This is a genomic window from Micromonospora yangpuensis, assembly GCF_900091615.1.
Lineage (GTDB): Bacteria > Actinomycetota > Actinomycetes > Mycobacteriales > Micromonosporaceae > Micromonospora > Micromonospora yangpuensis.
In genome coordinates, this window is the sequence record NZ_FMIA01000002.1 from 1,135,886 (window position 1) to 1,154,548 (window position 18,663).

Genomic DNA, 18,663 nt, shown 5'->3' on the forward strand with positions numbered 1-18,663 from the left:
CGGGTCGAGCCGCTCGGGCCGGTGAGAGGGGAACCCCGCTATACCGGATGCGTTAATAGGGGGCCCTTCCTTTCCAGAGGGTGAGCCGTAGGCTGTCGGGTCATGGCCGTAGACCTGCTCGGACCGGCGCAGATCCGGGAACTCGCCGCCCGGTTGGGCGTGGCACCGACGAAGAAGCTCGGCCAGAACTTCGTGCACGACCCGAACACCGTCCGCCGGATCGTCACCGCCGCCGGGCTCACCCCGGACGACGTGGCGCTGGAGGTCGGCCCGGGGCTCGGCTCGCTCACCCTGGCGCTGCTCCCGGTCGCCGCCGGGGTGCACGCCGTGGAGATCGACCCCACGCTGGCCGCCGCGCTGCCCGAGACCGCCGCCCGGCACGCCGGCCCGTACGCCGACCGGCTGACCGTGCACCGGGCCGACGCGCTCCGGGTCACCGCCGCCGACCTGGGCGAACCCGGCCCGACCGCGCTGGTGGCGAACCTGCCGTACAACGTCGCCGTGCCGGTGGTCCTGCACCTGCTGGCCGAGCTGCCCACCCTCCGGCACGGCCTGGTGATGGTGCAGAAGGAGGTGGCCGACCGGCTGGTCGCCGGTCCCGGTTCCAAGGTGTACGGCATCCCGTCGGTCAAGCTCGCCTGGTACTCCCGGGCCCGTTCCGCCGGCCGGGTGCCGCCGAACGTGTTCTGGCCGGTGCCGAACGTCGACTCGGGGCTGGTCGCCTTCACCCGACGCGAACCGCCCCGACCCGACGTACCCCGTAAACGGGTCTTCGCCGTGGTGGACGCGGCGTTCGCGCAGCGCCGTAAGACCCTGCGCGCCGCGTTGGCCGGCTGGGCCGGCGGCGCGGACCGGGCCGCCGCCGCGCTCACCGCCGCCGGGGTCGACCCCAGCGCGAGGGGTGAGTCACTCACCGTCGAGCAGTTCGCCGCCATCGCCGCGTCGGCCCCGACCGGTACGCCGGCGGCCCACTAGGCTGTCGCGGTGCCGGTCTCGCACGAGCCCGGCGCGTGCAGCAGAATCCGCAGGACGAGTACGCGGGTCACCTGGTGACCCGCCCACCTGGTCGGCAGCCGGCTACCCGCCGACCGCCGACTCCGCCGAGGAGTTGACCGTGGAGAAGCCGTTCGACATCCGGCAGTGTTTCCGGGGTCTTCCCCGGTGACCGAGGCCTGGCGACCGGACGAGGACGAGCAGCGTCGACGTGGGGCCAGCGGCCCGGTCCGGGTACGCGTCCCCGCCAAGGTCAACCTGCACCTCGGGGTGGGGCCGCTGCGTCGGGACGGCTACCACGAGCTGAACACGGTCTACCACGCCATCTCGATCTTCGATGAGCTGACCGCGCGGCGGGGTGACACGCTCAGCCTCACCATGGAGGGCGAGGGCACCGGTGAGCTGGCCCTGGACGACTCCAACCTGATCATCCGGGCGGCCCACGCCCTCGCCGGGTACGCCGGGGTGCTGCCGCACGCCCGCCTGCACCTGCGCAAGCAGATCCCGCTCGCCGGTGGGCTGGCCGGTGGCAGCGCCGACGCCGCCGCCGCGCTGGTGGCCTGCGACACCCTCTGGGGCACCGGGCTGTCCCGGGAGGAGTTGGCCGAGATCGCCGCCGACCTCGGCTCGGACGTCCCGTTCCTGATCCACGGCGGTACCGCGCTGGGCACCGGCCGGGGCGAGGCGGTCAGCCCGGTGCTGGCCCGCCCCACCACCTGGCACTGGGTGGTCGCCATCGCCGACGGTGGCCTCTCCACCCCGCAGGCCTACCGGGAGCTCGACCGGCTGCGCGAGGCCGGCTCGGCCGGCCCGCCGTTGGGCAGCATCGACGGGCTGCTCGCCGCCCTGCGCCAACGTGACCCCCGGGTGCTGGCCGCCGCGCTCGGCAACGACCTGCAGGACGCCGCGCTGGTCATGCGGCCCGCGCTGGCCGCCACGCTGAAGGCGGGCGAGGCCGCCGGCGCGCTCGGTGGCATCGTCTCCGGCTCCGGCCCGACCTGCGTGTTCCTCGCCGCCGACGCCGCCGACGCCGAGCGGATCGCCGTCGAGCTGGAGAACGCCCAGGTCTGCCGGGAGGCCCGGGTCGCCCACGGCCCGGTGCTGGGCGCCCGCGTCACCTGATCCGGCCGCGTACCCTTGGGGCTCAGGCGTCCCGTGGTGCTGCCGGCACCGGGACGCCTTGATCATGGGAGGTACGTGGGGTGGCCAACATCGTCAACCTGGACCGGGTGTCGAAGGGATACGGCGCGGCCGGGCCGTTGCTCACCGACGTGTCCCTCGGGCTGGACGACGCCGACCGGATCGGGGTCGTCGGGCTCAACGGCGCCGGCAAGTCGACGCTGCTGCGGCTGCTGACCAAGCAGGAGGAGCCGGACGACGGCCGGGTCACCCACCGTCGTGACCTGCGGGTGCTCTGGCTGCCGCAGGCGCTGACCCTCGACCCCGGGGCCACCGTCCGGGACGTCGTGCTCGGCACCGCGTGGCTGGCCGAGTCGATGGGCGCAGAACACGAGTGGGCCGGTGACTCGGGGGTGCGGGCGATCCTCGACGGGCTCGGCATGCCGCACCTCGGCCTGGACCAGCCGGTCGGGCCGATGTCCGGGGGCGAGCGCCGTCGGGTGGCCCTGGCCGCGCTGCTGGTCCGCGACGCCGACCTGCTGATCCTCGACGAGCCGACCAACCATCTCGACGTCGGCGGGGTGGACTGGCTGGCCCGGCACCTGGTCGGGCGCAAGTCCGGCGCGCTGGTCGTGGTCACCCACGACCGGTGGTTCCTGGACGCGGTCTGCACCGACACCTGGGAGGTCGGCGACCAGACCGTCCGGGCGTACGAGGGCGGTTTCGCCGCCTGGACGCTGGCCCGCGCCGAGCGGGAACGGGTCGCCGCCGCCACCGAGGCCCGGCGGCAGAACCTGCTCCGCAAGGAGATCGCCTGGCTGCGCCGGGGCCCGCCGGCCCGTACCTCCAAGCCGCAGTTCCGCATCGACGCCGCCAACGCGCTGATCGCCGACGTGCCGCCGCCGCGCGACACCATGTCGCTGCAACGGTTGGCCACCAGCCGGCTCGGCAAGCAGGTGTACGACCTGGAGCACGTCCGGCTGCACGCCGGGCCGAAGGAGATCCTGCACGACACCACCTGGCAGGTCGGCCCCGGTGACCGGATCGCCATCCTCGGCGCGAACGGCGCCGGCAAGACCACCCTGCTGCGGATGCTGGCCGGCGTGACCCGCCCCGACGGGGGGCGCTTCGCCGTCGGCTCCACCGTGCGGCCGGCCTTCCTCAGCCAGGAGCTGGCCGAGCTGCCGACCCGGCTGCGGGTGCTGGAGGCCGTCGAGGAGGTCGCCCGCCGGGTGCAGCTCGGCGACCGGGAGATCTCCGCCGCCCAGCTCGCCGAGGTCTTCGGCTTCGACGACCGACGGCTCTGGACCCCGGTCGGCGACCTCTCCGGTGGGGAACGCCGCCGGTTGCAGCTGCTGCGGTTGCTCGCCGCCGAGCCGAACGTGCTGCTCTTCGACGAGCCCACCAACGACCTGGACACCGACACCCTGGCCGCCCTGGAGGACCTGCTCGACTCCTGGCCCGGCACCCTCGTGGTGGCCAGCCACGACCGGTACCTGATCGAGCGGGTCACCGAGTCGACGTACGGGATGTTCGGCGACGGCCGGCTGGTGCACCTGCCCGGCGGGGTGGACGAGTACCTCGCCCGCGCCGCCGACCGGCGGCAGACGCCGGTCGCCACCGCGACCGGTGGGGCGGCGGCCGGCCCGACGGCGGCCGGCATGTCCGCTGCCGAGGCCCGTACCGCGAAGAAGGAACTGAGCCGCCTGGAGCGGCAGATCGGCAAGCTGGACCAGCGGGAGGCCGTACTGATGGACTCGCTCGCCGCGCACGCCACCGAGTACGCCAAGGTCGCCGAGCTGGACGGGGAGCTGAAGGAGGTCCGGGCGGAACGGGAACGCACCGAGGAGGCCTGGCTCGCCCTGGCCGAGCAGGTGCCCGGCAACTGACCCGGCCGGCCCCGGGTGGGGGTGTGCGGCGTCACAGCTCGACATGCGGGACAATCGTCGGCGACCCCGCACCCGAACGGCGTTGGAGACTCAGCCATGGCCCACACCCCCGTCAACCATCCCGCGCGGCCGATCTACCGGGCGCTGGGCGCGCTCACCGGTCTGTACTTCGTGGTCTTCGGCGGGCTCGGTCTGGTCGCCAGCGCCGGTGGCGAGCTCCTCGCCCGCGACGACACCAAGGTCCTCGGCCAGGGGACCAACCTCGGCTTCTCGCTGTTCAGCCTGGTGGTCGGGGTGGCCGTGCTGGCCGGCACCGCGCTCGGGCGCAACCGGGACGTGGCGATCCACGGCTGGCTGGCCTACCTCCTGATGGCGGTCGGCCTGGCCGGCCTGGCCTTCCTGCAGACCGAGGCGAACGTCTTCAACTGGACCATCACCACCGTCATCGTGGTGATGTCGCTGGCGCTGGTCCTGCTGATGGTCAGCATGTACGGCAAGGTCGGCACCGACGACGAGCACGAGGCCTGGCAGAAGGCTCGACTGGTGCTCTGAGGGCGCGCCGGGGCCGATCGGTCGGTTCGCCGGACGCCGCCGGACGCGACGGGTGACAATTCGCTCGAATCGTCACCCGTCGCGGAGGTCACGTCATGGCGCACTTCCCGGTGAACCACCCGGCCCGCCCGCTCTACCGGGTCTTCGCCGGCCTGGTCGGGCTCTACATCCTGGTCTTCGGCTGCTGGGGGGTCGTGGTGACCTGGGGGGAGCCGTTGTTCGACCGGGGCTCGATCTGGGTGCTCGGGTTGCGCACCAACCTCGCCTTCTCGCTGGTCTCGGTGCTCTTCGGCATCGTCCTGCTGGTCGGGGCCTCCCGCCGCGGCAACCTCGGGCACTACATGAACCTGACCGCCGGGGCGGTCTTCATGGTCACCGGACTGGCGATGATGTCGGTGCTGCAGACCGAGGCGAACGTCCTCAACTTCTCGATGTCCACGGTCGTCGTCTCGCTGCTGTTCGGGCTGCTGCTGCTCGCCACCGGCCTGTACGACAAGATCGGCCCGGAGGAGCACGCCGAGGCCCTGCGGCACAGCCGCAACCACCCGGTCGCCGACACCGGCTCCCGCTGACCCACCCCGGGCCCGGTCCACGCCCACCCCGGGCCCGGTCGACGCCCGGCCCGGGTCAGGCCGGGGCTCAGTGGTCCCGGGGGGTGATCAGGCCGGGGGTGGCCTCCAGGTGCGACAGGCCGTTCCAGGCCAGGTTCACCAGGTGGGCGGCGACCGTCTCCTTGCCCGGCTGGCGCGCCTCCAGCCACCAGCGCCCGGTCAGCGCGACCATGCCGACCAGCGCCTGCGAGTAGAGCTCGGCCAGCTTCGGGTCGTACCCCCGGTGGGAGAACGCCGTACCCAGGATGTGTTCGACCTGGTGTGCGACGTCGTTCATCACGCTGCTGAAGTTGCCGGTCGCGGACATCAGCGGGGCGTCCCGGACGAGTACCCGGAAGCCGCTGGTCTCCTCCTCGATGTAGGCCAGCAGCGCGAGGGCCGCCTGTTCCAGCAGCTCGCGGGGGTGCCCGGCGGTCAGCGCGGTGGTGATCCGGTCGAGCAGCGCCCGGACCTCCCGGTCCACCACCACCGCGTAGAGCCCCTCCTTGCCGCCGAAGTGCTCGTAGACCACCGGCTTGGAGACCTTGGCGCGGGCGGCGACCTCCTCTATCGAGGTCGCGTCGAAGCCGCGCTCGGCGAACAGTTGGCGACCGATCGAGATCAGTTGTTCCCGGCGTTGGGCGGCCGACATCCGTACCCGGGAGGTGCCCCCCACCGCAGCTCGTCGTCGTCGCGTGCCGCTCTCGTCGGGTTCCGGAATGCCCTTGGTGCCGTGCCCGTCTCGGTCTACCACCCGGCAATCCTGCCAGGTGCCGCCGGATCCGTCGGGACCGTCGTCGCCTTCCGGCCGGCTGTGCCGGGCCGGGAAACGTCGTACCGGCCGCCTAGCGTGTCGACCATGGTCGATGACGTCGCCGCCGAGGTCCGCCGGCTCCGCACCGAGGAGCAGCTCTCCGTCCCGCAGATCCGCGCCCGGACCGGCCTCGGCCGCAACCGGGTGCACGAGCTGCTGCGCGGCGTCCCACCGCCGGACTGGACCCGCCGGCCCAACGCTCGGGACGACCTGCGCGCTGAGGCGGAGGCGCTGCGGGCCGAGGGGCGGACGGTCCCCGAGATCGCAACTCACCTGGGCGTCAGCAAGTCCACCGCCCACACCTGGGTGGCGCACATTCCGCTACCGCTCGACGGCCCTGCAGCCGAGCGACGTCGGGCCCACGCCCGCCAGATGAACGAGGCCCGGTGGGCGCGGTACGAGAAGGACCGGGAAGCTGCCCGGGTCGACGTGCGGGAGCGGGCGGCCGAGGTGGTGGGTGTGCTCAGCGAACGAGACCTGTTGCTGCTGGGTGCCGCGATCTACTGGTGTGAGGGGACGAAGTCCAAGCCGTGGCGGCGCGACGACCGCCTCCAGTTCGTCAACACCGATCCAGGGCTACTGTCGATCTTCCTGGCGTTCCTGGCTGCCTGCAGCGTCGCGCGGACCGTACCGGCATATCGGGTGAGCATTCACGAGTCGGCGGACGCCGAGGTGGCAGCCAGGTGGTGGGCCGCTCGCCTCGACCTGCCCATCGGCAGGTTCCAGCGCCCCACCCTCAAGAAACACAACCCGAAGACGGTTCGTCGCAATGTCGGCGGGAGCTATCACGGCTGTCTGGTGATCACCGTGCCGAACAGCAGTGAGCTCTACTGGCGGGTTGAGGGTATGATCGCCAGGCTGTTCCGGATTTCCGGTGGTGCATCTCGGTAGTTGCAGGGGAGTGCATGGCTTGACTTCCGATGGGATGTGGGGTAACGGCAACCCGCAGGCCTTTGGAGCCTTGAGCTCCTGGTTCGAATCCAGGCATCCCAGCTCATATCGGACAGTTGGTATAAGTCGACAGGTCGGCTGGCGGGGCTGTCGCCGGTGGTTAGAGTGGCGGCGAGACTGTCCGCCGTACCGACGGGAGCCCTGTCGTGCCCCAGCCCCTCCTCCGCACCGTCGTCGTGCTCGCCGCCGGTGAGGGCAAGCGGATGAAGTCGGCGCTGCCCAAGGTCCTGCACCCGCTGCTCGGCCGGACTCTGCTCGGGCACGTGCTGACCGCCGCCGAGCCGCTGGCCGCGGACCGTACCGTGGTCGTGGTGGGCCACGGCGCCGACCAGGTCCGGGCGCACCTGACGGAGGTGGCCCCGCAGGCCGACGCGGTGCTCCAGGCCGAGCAGCTCGGCACCGGCCACGCGGTCCGGATCGCCCTGGACGCGGTCGCGGACGCGGCCGGCACCGTGGTGGTCATCAACGGCGACGTACCCCTGCTCCGTCCCGAGACGGTCGCCGCGCTGGTCGAGGCGCACGAGGGCGCGGGCGCGGCGGCGACCGTGCTCGCCGCCGAGGTGCCCGACCCGACCGGTCTGGGCCGGATCGTGCGGGACGCCGCCGGCCGGCTGGAACGCATCGTCGAGGAGCGTGACGCCACCGCCGAGCAGCGGGCGGTACGCGAGATCAACGCCGGCATCTACGCCTTCGACGCGCTCCGGCTGCGCGATGCGCTGGGCAAGCTCTCCACCGACAACGACCAGGGCGAGGAGTACCTGACCGACGTCTTCGCCCTGCTCGTCTCCACCGGTGAGCCGGTGGCCGTGCACGTGGCCGTCGACCACACCGAGACGCTCGGCTGCAACGACCGGGTCGAGCTGGCGGCGCTGCGCCGGCTGCTGCGCGACCGGGTCAACGAGGGCTGGATGCGTACCGGGGTCAGCATCCTGGACCCGGCGACCACCTGGATCGACGTGACCGTCGCGGTGGACCGGGACGCGGTCATCGACCAGAACACCCAGCTGCGCGGCGGCAGCGTGGTCGGTGCCGAGGCGGTGGTCGGCCCGGACGTGACGCTGATCGACACCGTCGTCGGCGCGGGGGCCAGCGTGTTGCGCAGCCACGCCGTGCAGGCCGAGGTGGGCCCGGGGGCCAGCGTCGGGCCGTACGCCTACCTGCGGCCGGCGGCGAGACTTGCCGAGCGGTCCAAGGTCGGCACCTTCGTCGAGGTCAAGAACTCCGAGCTGGGCGTGGGTGCGAAGGTGCCGCACCTGTCGTACGTGGGGGACGCGACGATCGGGGCGAAGGCCAACATCGGCGCGGCGACGATCTTCGTGAACTACGACGGGGTGAACAAGCACCGGACCACGGTGGGGGAGGCGGCCTTCGTGGGCTGCGACACCAGCCTGATCGCCCCGGTCGAGGTGGGCGCCGGGGCGTACGTGGCGGCGGGGAGCGCGATCAGCCAGGACGTGCCGCCGGGTGCGCTGGGGGTGACCCGGGCACCGCAACGCAGCATCGAGGGCTGGGTGGCCCGGAAGCGGCCGGGCACCGCCTCGGCCGCTGCCGCCGAACGCGCTGCTGCCGCGGCGGGCGGGGAGTCGATTTCCGTCGATGAAGGTCAAACGGTCGAGGATGCGCCGGGCGACGCCCGGTAGGCAAGCGAAGGTGAGCGAATCCACGGGGGCGGCCAGCCGGTGGGTCTGGCGGCCGACGGGGTAGATACTGCAACCGAAGAAGTCTCGGCCAACCCACCGCCGGGCACACCGACCAACGGGAGCAGACGGGCCATGGGCAGCATCGTCGCCGAAAACCGCAAGAGCCTGATGCTTTTCTCCGGACGTGGTTTCCCGGAGCTGGCCAGGGAGATCGGCGAGGTGCTCGGCGTCGCGCCGACCCCCGCCGACGCGTACGACTTCGCCAACGGCGAGATCTTCGTACGGTTCAAGGACTCGGTGCGTGGTTCGGACGCCTTCGTGGTGCAGTCCGTCACGCACGGGGTCAACACCTGGGTCATGGAGACCCTGATCATGGTCGACGCGCTGAAGCGTGGTTCGGCCAAGCGGATCACCGTCGTCCTGCCCTTCTACCCGTACTCCCGGCAGGACAAGAAGCACCGCGGCCGGGAGCCGATCTCGGCCCGGTTGATCGCGGACCTGCTCAAGACCGCGGGGGCGAACCGGATCCTCACCGTGGACCTGCACACCGCGCAGATCCAGGGCTTCTTCGACGGCCCGGTGGACCACCTCTTCGCCATGGACATCCTGGCCGAGTACGTGGAGCGTAAGTTCGCCGGCCGGCCGATGACCGTGGTGGCGCCGGACTCCGGGCGGGTCCGGGTGGCCGAGCGCTGGACCGACCGGCTCGGCGGCTGCCCGCTGGCCTTCATCCACAAGACCCGCGACCCGCTCAAGCCCAACCAGGTGGTGGCGAACCGGGTGGTCGGCGAGGTCGAGGGCCGGGTCTGCCTGATCGTCGACGACATGATCGACACTGGTGGCACGATCTGCAAGGCGGCGGACATCCTCAAGGACTCCGGTGCCGCCGACGTGATCGTGGCGTCCACCCACGCCCTGCTGTCGGACCCGGCGAGCGAGCGGTTGGCCAAGAGCCCGATCAGCGAGGTGGTGGTGACGAACACCCTGCCGCTGCCGCCGGACGCGCAGCTCGACAAGCTCACCGTGCTGTCGATCGCGCCGCTGCTGGCCCGGGCGATCCGGGAGGTCTTCGACGACGGTTCGGTGACCACCCTCTTCGGCGGCCTCAGCTGAGCCTGCCGGGGGGTGGCAGGTCCGCGCCGGAGGTGTCGGGCCTGCCGGGGGTACTGCCGTCGGGCCTGGAAGGCGCTCGGGTAGACTAGTGCGGTTGCCACGGCGAGGGTGCCCGGCGGGCCGCTGATGAGAGCGCCGCACGGAGGCACCGTCATCGACGCGGTGCTCCGGGCAGTCGATCCATTGAGCCCCTGCGAGCCCCTCGCCCAGCACCGCCAGTCGACAAGCCGCCGCAGCGAAAGCATCAGGAGTTTCCCCGTGTCCGAGGTAAAGATCAGCGCCGAGCCCCGTACCGAGTTCGGCAAGGGTGGTGCCCGTCGTACCCGCCGGGCCGGCAAGGTGCCAGCCGTGCTGTACGGCCACGGCGAGAAGCCCAAGCACATCGCGCTGCCGGCGCTGGAGTTCGCCGCGGCGATCCGGCGCGGTGGCGCCAACCAGCTCTTCGCGATCGACGTCAGCGACGGCACGCAGGTGCTGGCGCTGCCGAAGGCGATCCAGCGCGACCCGATCCGGGACACCTTCGAGCACGTCGACCTGCTGCTGGTCCGGCGGGGCGAGAAGGTCACCGTCGAGGTCCCGGTGCAGCTGACCGGCGAGGCGGCCAAGGAGACCCTGATCGTGCACGACCACGCCACCCTCTCGGTGATCGCCGACGCCACCAAGGTGCCCGACCACCTTGAGGTCTCGATCGCGGGCCTGGAGGCCGGCAGCCAGGTCACCGCCGGCGACGTCGAGCTGCCCTCCGGGGTCGAGCTGGCCGGCGACGCCGAGCAGACCGTCGCCACGGTCACCGCCGCGCCGACCGCCGAGCAGCTTGAGGCGACGCTGCCCGAGGCCGAGGTGGCCGCCGAGGAGACCGAGGCTACCGAGGCCGCCGAGGACGAGCAGGCCGAGGCGACCGAGGGCGAGCAGCCGGCCGAGGCGCGCGCCGAGGCCTGATCGGTCTCGCGCAACACCGGCCGACCGGCTGGATCTCATCGTTCGACAGGCGTCCCCGGCTCCGGGGGCGCCTGTCGGCGTATCGGAAGGGGCACGAGTGACCGACGAGGCGGGTCCGTGGCTGGTGGTCGGCCTGGGCAACCCGGGTCCCCAGTACGCGGCCAACCGGCACAACGTCGGGTTCATGGTGGCCGAGCTGCTGGCTGCCCGGGTGGGTGGCCGGTTCGGCCGGAACCGGCGGTCGATGGCCGAGGTCGCCGAGGGACGACTCGGGTACGGCGGCCCGAAGCTGGTGCTGCTGAAGCCGCTGACGTACATGAACCTCTCCGGCGGGCCGGTCGCCGCGCTTGCCCAGTTCTTCAAGGTGCCGCCGGCGCGGATCGTCGCGGTGCACGACGAACTGGACATCGCCTACGGCCAACTGCGGATCAAGTGCGGCGGCGGCGAGGGCGGGCACAACGGCCTGCGCTCGATGTCGAAGTCGCTGGGGACCAAGGACTACGTACGGGTGCGCTTCGGCATCGGCCGCCCGCCGGGCCGGCAGGACCCGGCGGACTACGTACTGTCGGACTTCTCCGCCGCCGAGCGCAAGGAGCTGGAGTTCCTGGTCGATCGGGCGGCCGACGTGGTCGAGTCGGTGGTCACCCGGGGCGTGGAGCCCACCCAGAACCTGTACCACGGCGGTTGAGCCGGACGGGCCGTCCTCGGCTTCCGGCTCGCTGGCCGGTAGTCTGCGGCCTTTGACGTTTCGACGGCGCGACCGGGGTCGTGTCGGGTCGACGGGAGCGGGTTGTGGGCAGTCCTCCGATGATCGACGGTGCGTTCGCCCGGTGGCTGGCGGACCGCGCCGGCCAGGCCCTGGTCGAGGTACGCGCCGAGCTGGGCTTCGCCGACGCGGGCGCGTTGAAGGCGGCCGGGGACAAGACCTCGCACGAGCTGATCCGCGCCGAGCTGGCGAAGTGGCGGCCGGCGGACGCGGTGCTCTCCGAGGAGGACGCGGACTCCCGGCAGGTGGGCGGGGTCGATCCGGCCGGCCGGCTGACCGCCGACCGGGTGTGGATCATCGATCCGTTGGACGGTACCCGGGAGTTCTCCGAGGCGGGTCGGTCGGACTGGGCGGTGCACGTGGCGCTCTGGGCGCGCGACGCCCCGACCTCGCACGGTCTGGTCGCCGCCGCGGTGGGGCTGCCCGCGCAGCACCGGGTCCTGGCCACCGACCAACCGCCGCCGTACCCGCCGATGACGCTGGCCGCGGCGACCGGGGCCGGTGAACGGACCATCCGGTTGGCGGCGAGTCGGAGTCGGCCGCCGGCCTTCCTGACCGAGTTGGCGGCCGACGTGGGTGCGGAGTTGGTGCCGATGGGGTCGGCGGGGGCGAAGATCGCGGCGGTGGTGACCGGTGAGGTGGACGCGTACATCCATGCGGGTGGCCAGTACGAGTGGGACTCGGCCGCGCCGGTGGCTGTGGCGACGGCCACCGGGCTGCACGCTTCCCGGATCGACGGATCTGCGCTGAAATACAACGGGACGGATCCTCGCCTGCCTGACCTGCTGGTCTGCCGCAAGGATCTGGCCAACCGGTTGCTTGCAGCGTTGCAGAGGCATTCCGTAGCCTGAGTGTTCTTCACCTGTCCGACCGGAAAGGTCTGGAATCCATGAGCGGCACCCACCGAAACGAGGCCGGGTCATGACCTCACCCGCGGCCTACCAGGTCTCCCATCTCGATGCCCTGGAGGCGGAGAGCATCTTCGTGATGCGGGAGGTGGTGGCGGAGATGGCGCGGCCGGTGTTGTTGTTCTCCGGTGGTAAGGACTCGATCGTGATGTTGCGGTTGGCGCAGAAGGCGTTCGCGCCGGGGTCGGTGCCGTTTCCGGTGATGCACGTGGATACCGGGCACAACTTCGTCGAGGTGCTGGAGTACCGGGACGCGCGGGTGGCGGGGTTGGGGCTGCATCTGGTGGTGGCGTCGGTGCCGGAGGCCCTGGCGTCGGGGTCGGTGCGGGAGTCCGCGGATGGGATGCGGAACCGGTTGCAGACGCCTGTGTTGTTGGAGGCGGTGGAGAAGCACCGGTTCGATGCCCTGTTTGGTGGGGCGCGTCGGGATGAGGAGAAGGCGCGGGCGAAGGAGCGGGTGTTCTCGTTCCGGGATGAGTTCGGGCAGTGGGATCCGAAGAACCAGCGGCCGGAGTTGTGGTCGTTGTACAACGGTCGGCATCATCCGGGTGAGTCGATTCGGGTGTTTCCGTTGTCGAACTGGACCGAGTTGGATGTGTGGCACTACATCGGTCGGGAGGAGATCCCGTTGCCGTCGATCTACTTCGCGCACGACCGTGAGGTCATCGAGCGGGATGGCATGTTGTACGCGGTGAACGAGTTCATCCGCCCGCGTGCCGGTGAGGTCCCGTTCGTGGAGCGGGTCCGCTATCGGACGGTGGGGGACGCCTCGTGCACGGCGGCGGTGCGCTCGGACGCGGCTGATGTGGCGGCGGTGGTCGCCGAGGTGGCGGCGACGCGGATCACGGAGCGGGGGGCGACCCGGGGTGATGATCGGGTGAGTGAGGCCGCGATGGAGGACCGTAAGCGGGAGGGCTACTTCTGATGAGCGTGCACGTGGAGTCTTCCGGGGCCGCAGCGCCCGAGGCGACGGTCGGGCCTGAGGCGACGGCTGCCGGGGTGGCCGGGCGGCCGATGGATCTGTTGCGGTTCGCCACCGCCGGCAGTGTCGACGACGGTAAGTCGACGTTGATCGGCCGGCTGTTGTACGACACCAAGAGCCTGTTCACCGACCAGTTGGAAGCGGTCGAGGCGGTGTCGGCGGCGCGGGGTGACGAGTACACCAACCTCGCGCTGCTGACCGACGGGTTGCGGGCGGAGCGGGAGCAGGGCATCACGATCGACGTGGCGTACCGGTATTTCGCGACGCCGCGGCGGAAGTTCATCATCGCCGACACCCCGGGGCACATCCAGTACACCCGCAACATGGTCACCGGCGCGTCCACCGCCGACCTCGCGTTGATCCTGGTGGACGCCCGCAAGGGCCTGGTCGAGCAGTCGCGGCGGCACGCGTTCCTGTGCTCCCTGCTGCGGGTGCCGCACCTGGTGTTGTGTGTGAACAAAATGGACCTGGTCGACTACGACCAGGCCGTGTTCGACACGATCGCCGACGAGTTCACCGCGTTCGCCGCGAAACTCGACATCACCGACCTGACCATCATCCCGGTTTCGGCGTTGAAGGGCGACAACATCGTCACCCGGTCGGCGGCGATGCCCTGGTACGAGGGCCCGGCCCTGCTGCACCACCTGGAACACGTCCACATCGCCTCGGACCGCAACCTCGTCGACGTCCGCTTCCCGGTGCAGTACGTGATCCGTCCGCAGTCGACCACCGTCACTGACTACCGGGGCTACGCCGGGCAGATCGCCTCCGGCGTGCTCAAGCCCGGTGATGAGGTGATGGTCCTCCCCTCCGGGTTCACCTCGAAGATCAGCTCGGTGGAGACCGCCGACGGGCCGGTCGAGGAGGCGTACCCCCCGATGTCGGTGACCGTCCGCCTGGCCGACGAGATCGACATCTCCCGGGGGGACATGATCTGCCGCCCCAACAACGCCCCGGCGGCCACCCAGGACATCGACGCGATGCTCTGCTGGATGGACGAGAGCCAGCCCCTGCGGGTGGGCGGGAAGTACGCCATCAAGCACACCACCCGCACCGCCCGGGCCATCATCCGGGCGTTGAACTACCGCCTGGACATCAACACCCTGCACCGGGACGAGGCGGCCACCGAGCTGAAACTCAACGACATCGGCCGGGTCCGGCTGCGCACCACCGTCCCGCTGCTGGCCGACGAGTACCGCCGTAACCGCACCACCGGCGGGTTCATCGTCATCGACGAGTCCACCAACCGCACCGTCGCCGCCGGCATGATCGTCTGACCCGAGGCCGGGCACAGCTGCCGCACTCCCCGTCAGGGGGAGTGCGGCAGTCTACTTGCGGTGGCCCTTGCCGGCCGGACGCTTGCCGTGCCGGTCGATGGGGGGCAGGGTCCGGGAGGAAGAGGGAACGGCCTCGGCTGAGGGTTCGCGGAGGGCTGCGGAGGTAGCCTGTGCGGTGTTCTGGGGCCGGTCCTGCGGGCTGTTGGGTGGGAGGTAGATGAGGGGATCTGTGGATTTTGCTGTCCAATCATGCTTCAGCCTCTCGGGGTCCAACCCTTCGGCCTGCGCATACAAGCTGACATCTTCCAACGTCGGGAGCCTGTGGGTTCCTCGGATGCGGTACATGAACCGAGCGACGGCGCCGTAGGTGTGCACGTTGGGATCGAACACACCCTCCGACTGGGGTGTGTAATCGATCGGCTTGGCCAGCTTGGCGGGCTGGGGGGCAGGTTCACCGCGAGGGGTTAGTATCAGTTTGGTAGTAGGCCCTCTTGCGCCTAGTGGGATGGACAGGGTCCCCTGGATCCCCTTCTCTTCGGCGAATCTTTTGAGATGACTGGCCCCCACGGTGTTGCGATAGAAGCTGCCCTTCCTCGTGCTTCTCACGAATTTCACCACCTCGTCGAGGTAGTAGTCCCGAGGGGCCTGGGTTGGATGGTTTCCCGCCTCCACGTGCGGGGAGTGGGTTCCGGAGGTGGCCCCTGCTGGCTGCTGCGGACTGAGTCGGGCGATCGCGGCCGTGGCGACCGACGCGGGGTCGCCGAGGTCGGGTAGGTGGCGGCGCTCCAATCGGGTGTTTCTTCTCTTCGGAGAATCGGGGAGCTGAAGCTCGTTGGGAGGAAGTCCTCTCGCTTTCTCGAACATTCTCAGATGCTCAAGTTTGATTTGGTTCACATCTATGACCATAATGCCTTTAGAGCGTAAGAAATCAACGACATCGCCGTAGGTGAAGTGTTCTGAGTCCTGAGAGGACTGCTCGCCTCCCGGCATGATCGGCTGATAAGTCGATCTGAGTGCCAGTTTCGCGTCGTACCTTCTGCGGGCAGGAAGTCTAAGTTGGCCGACAGGTAGGCCCTTGTGCTGCTCGAAGAGTCGAACGTGTTCGCTTTTGAGGTGCTCCGACCGGATGGATGGGGCACCTGTTTTCCGAATGAAATCGACGACCTCGCGGAGGGTGTACTCCTCGGAATTTCCGGGAGCCCGGTTCCCCGCCTCGCCCGGGATGGGCGCGCTGGCGGGTGTCCGGCGGGCAACTTCCCGGTGGCTCGGGCCCGCCCGCCCTGCCGGCACCGGCGACGTGAGTCGGGCGACCGCGGGCATGGTGGCAGGGAGTTGCGGGGAGGGAGATCGGGGCAGCGGCCGGGGTGGGCTGGTGGGGACCCCGAACCCCGGCGAGACCACCGACTCCGCCGGAAGGAACTGTGACGGGGAGTACCGGTTGATCTGGTAGGGCAGGGGGGTGCCCGACCGGAACGGGGGTTCGAGGTCGCCGAATGCGCCCTCGTGGCCCGGGTTGCCGAAGTTGTCCAGGTCGCCGCCGGTCGTCTCCATCCAGTCGGCCGGGGCGCCGATCTCCCCGTCCGGCTGGGTGTACTCGTACGACATGGGGTCGCCGAGGTCGGGCACGAGGTGGCCCTGGTCGGCGGTGGGAAAGGGTTCGTCGAACGAGAAGTCGGGGGTGGCAGGGTTCAGGGGTGGGGTCGCGTAGGAGAACTGATCCGCATCCCAGTCGTAGTAGTCGTAGTTCGGATCCGGGTAGGCCATAGGGCGGACACGCCTTCCGTCGTCGCGGGATGCGAGGGGGCTGCCTGATCACAGGAGGGGGGTGGCGCCGGCGGCGGGGAGGGCGGTGAACCAGGTGGGTGCGGGGAAGCCCCGTCGGGCGTAGGCAGCACGGACCGCCTCGGCCACCGCACCAGCCGAGTCGGACTCCACCAGGGCCAAGACGCAGCCCCCGAACCCGCCCCCCGTCATCCGGGCCCCCAGGGCCCCGGCGGCCAAGGCCGCCTCCACGGCGGTGTCCACCTCCGGCACGGTGATCTCGAAGTCGTCCCGCATCGAGTGGTGGGAGGCGGTCAGCAGGGGGCCGATCTCGCGGATCCGGCCCGCCCGCAGCAGGGCCACGGTGTCCAGCACCCGCTGGTTTTCGGTGACCACGTGCCGCAGCCGTCGCCGGTCCCGCGGGTCCGGTAGCCGGTCCAGGGCCCCGGGCAGGTCGGCGACCCCCACCTCGCGCAGGGCGGGTACCCCCAGCAGTCCGGCGGCCCGCTCACAGGAGGCCCGGCGGGCGGCGTACTCTCCGTCGGCGTGCCGGTGCGGGGCCCGGCTGTCCACCACCAGCAGGGCCAGGCCGGCGGCGGCCAGGTCGAACGGGATCTGCTCGACCTGCTCGGTACGGCAGTCCAGGAAGAGGGCGTGCCCGGCCCGGCAGCGGAGCACCGCCGACTGGTCCATGATCCCGGTGGGGGCACCCACGTAGGCGTTCTCCGCCCGCTGGGCCAGCCGGGGCTGCTCCTGCACCGGCAGGTCCAGCCCACCCAGGTCGACCAGGGCGGCCAGCACCGCCGCCTCCAGGGCGGCCGAGGAGGAGAGCCCGGCACCGAGCGGGACCTCCGAGGCGATCGTCAGGCGGGCACCGGGGACGGCATGCCCGGCCTCCCGGAGAGCCCAGACCACCCCGGCGACGTACGCCGCCCAGCCGGTGACCCGGCCCGGCCCGGCCACGTCGTCGGCGGTGAAGGTTACCGGCTCGTCGGCCAGCTCCGACCGGACCGTCCAGCGCTGCCCCTCCTGCGGCGCGGCGGCGACCACGGTACGCAGGGGCAGGGCGAAGGGCAGGACGTAACCGTCGTTGTAGTCGGTGTGCTCGCCGATCAGGTTGACCCGTCCGGGTGCCGCCCAGCGGCCGGCGGGCGGCTCGCCGTACCCGGACCGGAAGGCCGCCTCGGCCCGCTCCGCGACGTCCCCCGCGGACAGCTGCCCGGCGAACTCGGCGGCGGTCTGCCGCCCGACGGGCTGGACGGCGTTCCCGGTGGTCACTGCGGCCGACCGCTGCCCGGCGGTGTCCTTGGTGGTCACGACGGCTGGACCGGGTGGTGTGCCTGGTAGAAGGTCCAGGCGTCGGCGACCATGTCGTGCAGGGTCGGCTTCTGCGGCACCCAGCCCAACTCGGTGCGGGCCAGGGCCGACGAGGCGACCAGCTCGGCCGGGTCACCGTCGCGGCGGGGAGCCATCTCCACCGGCACCGGCCGGCCGGTGACCTCGCGGACCACCTCGACCACCTGCCGGTTGCTGAAGCCGCTGCCGTTGCCCAGGTTGTAGATCCGGTGCCGGCCGCCGACTGCCGCGTCGAGGGCGAGCAGGTGGGCGCGGGCCAGGTCGGCGACGTGGATGTAGTCGCGCACGCAGGTGCCGTCGACGGTCGGGTAGTCGTCGCCGAAGAGTTGGAGCTTCTCCCGCCTCCCGGCCGCGACGTCCAGGGCGATCGGGATCAGGTGCGTCTCCGGGTCGTGCCGCTCACCGAGGGCCACGTCGCCGGTCAGGTGGGCGCCGACCACGTTGAAGTAGCGCAGCGAGACGGCGGCCAGCCCGTGCCCGACCGCCTCCGAGGTCAGCGCCATGTCGACGGCGAGCTTGGTGGCCCCGTACGTGTTGGTGGGAGCCTTGACGGCGGTCTCCGGGATCGGCAGCTCCAGCGGGTTGCCGTAGACGGCGGCGGTGGAGGAGAAGACCAGTCGGGGGACCCGGGCGGCCCGGACCGCGTCGAGCAGGGCGAGCGAGCCGACGGTGTTGTTCTGCCAGTACAGCTCCGGCCGGACCATCGACTCGCCGGCGGCGATCAGCGCCGCGAAGTGCAGGACCCCGTCGAAGCCGGCGTCCGGGGTGAGCACCCGGGCGGCGTCGTGGATGGACGCCTCGACGTGGGTGGCCTCCGGGGCGAGCGCGGCCCGGTGCCCGGTACGCAGGTCGTCTAGGACGACCACCTGGTGACCGGCGTCGAGTAGCATCCGGGTCACCACGCTGCCGATGTAGCCGGCGCCGCCGGTGACGAGCAGTTTCACGTACTTCCTCCTGCCTTCGCCGCCGCTGCGGCGCGTTCGCGTCCTCCGGTGTCTACCACGTACCGCCCA

Annotated in this window: 17 protein-coding genes and 1 tRNA gene; 14 read left to right on the plus strand and 4 right to left on the minus strand. The window is 71.2% G+C overall.

Going from position 1 to position 18,663, the window contains the following annotated elements:
* The first annotated feature begins 102 nt into the window (after positions 1-102).
* From rsmA to GA0070617_RS05500, 5 genes are all read left to right on the plus strand, one after another.
* A complete protein-coding gene (gene rsmA, locus GA0070617_RS05480; RefSeq protein WP_091434555.1) occupies positions 103-975 on the plus strand; it encodes a 16S rRNA (adenine(1518)-N(6)/adenine(1519)-N(6))-dimethyltransferase RsmA in 873 nt (290 codons plus the stop codon).
* 186 nt (positions 976-1,161) lie between these two features.
* Positions 1,162-2,115 (plus strand): 4-(cytidine 5'-diphospho)-2-C-methyl-D-erythritol kinase, encoded by a 954-nt coding sequence (locus GA0070617_RS05485; RefSeq protein ID WP_091434557.1) that lies wholly within the window; start codon positions 1,162-1,164, stop codon positions 2,113-2,115.
* 80 nt (positions 2,116-2,195) lie between these two features.
* Positions 2,196-4,001 carry an ABC-F family ATP-binding cassette domain-containing protein gene (locus GA0070617_RS05490; protein WP_091434559.1) on the plus strand — a complete coding sequence of 602 codons (1,806 nt, stop codon included), beginning with the start codon at positions 2,196-2,198 and terminating at the stop codon, positions 3,999-4,001.
* A gap of 96 nt (positions 4,002-4,097) precedes the next feature.
* The gene (locus GA0070617_RS05495) at positions 4,098-4,553 is read left to right on the plus strand and encodes a DUF4383 domain-containing protein (protein WP_091434561.1); all 456 of its coding nucleotides are present in this window, start codon (positions 4,098-4,100) and stop codon (positions 4,551-4,553) included.
* A 95-nt stretch (positions 4,554-4,648) separates the two neighbouring features.
* Positions 4,649-5,125 carry a DUF4383 domain-containing protein gene (locus GA0070617_RS05500; RefSeq protein WP_091434564.1) on the plus strand — a complete coding sequence of 159 codons (477 nt, stop codon included), beginning with the start codon at positions 4,649-4,651 and terminating at the stop codon, positions 5,123-5,125.
* A 67-nt stretch (positions 5,126-5,192) separates the two neighbouring features.
* Here the strand turns inward: GA0070617_RS05500 and GA0070617_RS05505 are convergent, their stop codons facing one another.
* Entirely contained in the window at positions 5,193-5,864 is a 672-nt protein-coding gene (locus GA0070617_RS05505; RefSeq protein ID WP_091445933.1) for a TetR/AcrR family transcriptional regulator, read from the minus strand.
* A gap of 138 nt (positions 5,865-6,002) precedes the next feature.
* On the opposite strand from GA0070617_RS05505, the gene GA0070617_RS05510 reads away from it, so the two are divergent.
* The 9 genes from GA0070617_RS05510 (at position 6,003) to GA0070617_RS05550 (ending at position 14,533) form a co-directional block, all read left to right on the plus strand.
* The gene (locus tag GA0070617_RS05510; RefSeq protein ID WP_091445935.1) at positions 6,003-6,848 is read left to right on the plus strand and encodes a helix-turn-helix domain-containing protein; all 846 of its coding nucleotides are present in this window, start codon (positions 6,003-6,005) and stop codon (positions 6,846-6,848) included.
* A 30-nt stretch (positions 6,849-6,878) separates the two neighbouring features.
* A tRNA-Gln gene (locus GA0070617_RS05515) sits at positions 6,879-6,950 on the plus strand.
* Positions 6,951-7,054: 104 nt separating this feature from the next.
* A complete protein-coding gene (gene glmU, locus GA0070617_RS05520; protein ID WP_483308207.1) occupies positions 7,055-8,548 on the plus strand; it encodes a bifunctional UDP-N-acetylglucosamine diphosphorylase/glucosamine-1-phosphate N-acetyltransferase GlmU in 1,494 nt (497 codons plus the stop codon).
* A gap of 132 nt (positions 8,549-8,680) precedes the next feature.
* Positions 8,681-9,661, plus strand: a complete 981-nt coding sequence (locus tag GA0070617_RS05525; protein ID WP_091434567.1) for a ribose-phosphate diphosphokinase — start codon at positions 8,681-8,683, stop codon at positions 9,659-9,661.
* A 258-nt stretch (positions 9,662-9,919) separates the two neighbouring features.
* Positions 9,920-10,600: a 50S ribosomal protein L25/general stress protein Ctc gene (locus GA0070617_RS05530; RefSeq protein WP_091434569.1), complete on the plus strand. Its 681-nt coding sequence runs from the start codon at positions 9,920-9,922 to the stop codon at positions 10,598-10,600.
* A 97-nt stretch (positions 10,601-10,697) separates the two neighbouring features.
* A complete protein-coding gene (pth, locus tag GA0070617_RS05535; RefSeq protein ID WP_091434571.1) occupies positions 10,698-11,288 on the plus strand; it encodes an aminoacyl-tRNA hydrolase in 591 nt (196 codons plus the stop codon).
* A gap of 119 nt (positions 11,289-11,407) precedes the next feature.
* The gene (locus GA0070617_RS05540; protein ID WP_091434573.1) at positions 11,408-12,217 is read left to right on the plus strand and encodes an inositol monophosphatase family protein; all 810 of its coding nucleotides are present in this window, start codon (positions 11,408-11,410) and stop codon (positions 12,215-12,217) included.
* A gap of 70 nt (positions 12,218-12,287) precedes the next feature.
* Positions 12,288-13,199 carry a sulfate adenylyltransferase subunit CysD gene (gene cysD / locus GA0070617_RS05545; RefSeq protein WP_091434575.1) on the plus strand — a complete coding sequence of 304 codons (912 nt, stop codon included), beginning with the start codon at positions 12,288-12,290 and terminating at the stop codon, positions 13,197-13,199.
* A gap of 89 nt (positions 13,200-13,288) precedes the next feature.
* Positions 13,289-14,533, plus strand: coding sequence for a sulfate adenylyltransferase subunit 1 (locus GA0070617_RS05550; protein ID WP_091445939.1), 1,245 nt, complete (start codon positions 13,289-13,291; stop codon positions 14,531-14,533).
* A 51-nt stretch (positions 14,534-14,584) separates the two neighbouring features.
* On the opposite strand, the gene GA0070617_RS05555 is transcribed toward GA0070617_RS05550, so the two are convergent.
* From GA0070617_RS05555 to galE, 3 genes are all read right to left on the minus strand, one after another.
* Positions 14,585-16,297, minus strand: a complete 1,713-nt coding sequence (locus GA0070617_RS05555; protein ID WP_091434577.1) for a hypothetical protein — start codon at positions 16,295-16,297, stop codon at positions 14,585-14,587.
* Between the two features lie 48 nt (positions 16,298-16,345).
* Positions 16,346-17,509, minus strand: a complete 1,164-nt coding sequence (gene galK, locus GA0070617_RS05560; protein WP_175440732.1) for a galactokinase — start codon at positions 17,507-17,509, stop codon at positions 16,346-16,348.
* A gap of 98 nt (positions 17,510-17,607) precedes the next feature.
* Positions 17,608-18,540 (minus strand): UDP-glucose 4-epimerase GalE, encoded by a 933-nt coding sequence (gene galE / locus GA0070617_RS05565; RefSeq protein ID WP_229688182.1) that lies wholly within the window; start codon positions 18,538-18,540, stop codon positions 17,608-17,610.
* Positions 18,541-18,663: the final 123 nt, after the last annotated feature.